Annotated in this window: 2 protein-coding genes; both read left to right on the top strand. The window is 62.1% G+C overall.

What is annotated here, in order from left to right:
- Nucleotides 1–103: 103 nt before the first annotated feature.
- Complete coding sequence (locus AC1DT2_RS23155) at nt 104–1027, top strand: LysR family transcriptional regulator (protein WP_477299020.1); 924 nt, start codon at nt 104–106, stop codon at nt 1025–1027.
- A 17-nt stretch (nt 1028–1044) separates the two neighbouring features.
- Nucleotides 1045–1449 carry a DUF6165 family protein gene (locus AC1DT2_RS23150; RefSeq protein ID WP_477299019.1) on the top strand — a complete coding sequence of 135 codons (405 nt, stop codon included), beginning with the start codon at nt 1045–1047 and terminating at the stop codon, nt 1447–1449.
- The last annotated feature ends 30 nt before the right edge of the window (nt 1450–1479 follow it).

The raw sequence follows: 1479 nt of genomic DNA, 5'->3' as shown, positions 1-1479 counted from the left end.
TGGGGGTCTGCATGGCGTGCGCTCCGTGGGAATGGAAGCAGTCTGTTCCCCTTGGACCTATACGTGAATTGCCTAAAAGCGTGGGTGTGATATACATTTTTGTATGACTTCCAGCGACCTGACGTGGGACCTGTTCCGCTCTTTCCTTGCAGTACTTCGCGAGGGGAGTCTTTCCGGCGCCGCACGCGCACTCGGCATGACCCAGCCGAGCCTGGGTCGACACGTCCGTGAGCTGGAAGCATCGCTCGGGGTGCCGCTGTTCTCGCGTGCATCGCACGGGTTGGTGCCGACGGATGCCGCGCTGGAGCTTCAGCCTCACGCGGAAGCGATGGCGTCGGCGGCCGCTTCGGCTTTACGCGCGGCGTCAGGCGCGAAGGACGAGTTACGCGGCGTCGTGCGCATCACTGCCAGCGAGGTCAATGGCGTGGAGGTGTTGCCGCCGATCCTGGCCGCGATGCACCGACGTTCCCCGGGGATCGTGTTTGAGCTGTCGACCACGAATCGCACGGAAAATCTCTTGCGCCGCGATGCCGACATCGCCGTGCGCAGTTCGCCCCCGGACCAGGATGCGCTGGTCGCCCGGAAGGTGTGTGTTATTCCCATTGGCCTTTACGCGCACGCGGACTATCTCGCGGCGGCGGGCCGGCCGAAGACACTGGCGGACCTGACCGGGCACACCTTGATCGGTTACGACGAAGAGACGCCGTATATCCGTGCCACCCGCCCCGCAGGCATGCCTTACCAGCGCGAGTTCTTCAGCTTGCGCACGGACAACGATCTCGCCGGGCTGGCTGCTATCCGGGCAGGCTTCGGTATCGGTGCCTGCCAGGTGCCGCTGGGTCGACGCGCGGGACTCGTGCGACTGCTTCCCAAGTCCGTGGATATCGCACTGCCCATTTGGGTAGTCATGCATGAGGACCAGCGCACCAGTCTTCGTATTCGCACTGTTTTCGACCACCTGGTGGAGGGTCTGGCGGCCTACGGTGGCAGTCGGACCAGCCCAAAACTGCTAACCTCCGGCGCCTGACCGACTGGAGATTTGCCATGAGCCTGATTCAGACCCCCGTTTCTTACGGCGAGCTTATCGACAAGATGACGATCCTTCAGATCAAGCTGCAGGAAATCAAGGACGACGCCAAGCTCGCCAACGTCCGCAACGAACTCGAGCTGCTCGACGCGACGTGGAAGAACGACAAGGCGTCGGAAACCGATATCGCCGACGAAACCGCGCGCCTTCTCGCCGTGAACCAGCGTCTGTGGAAGATCGAAGACGATATCCGCATGAAAGAGCGCGCCCAGGCCTTCGATCAGGAATTCATCCAGCTCGCCCGCTCGGTGTACATCGAGAACGACGAACGCGCGGCGATCAAGCGCGAGATCAATATGAAGCTCGGTTCAACCTTGGTCGAAGAGAAGTCCTACCAGGACTACCGCGCCCCGCAGGCCTGACGAACCCTCGCAGGATCTGCTTCCTGTAGG

The organism is Luteibacter sp. P4_E6, assembly GCF_056401535.1.
This window is presented reverse-complemented; position numbering and strand designations above follow the sequence as displayed.

Bases quoted from the DNA above. Each gene is read 5' to 3' on its own strand.
- AC1DT2_RS23155 (WP_477299020.1), top strand. From the start codon at position 104: ATGACTTCCAGCGACCTGACGTGGGACCTGTTCCGCTCTTTCCTTGCA.
- AC1DT2_RS23150 (WP_477299019.1), top strand. From the start codon at position 1,045: ATGAGCCTGATTCAGACCCCCGTTTCTTACGGCGAGCTTATCGACAAG.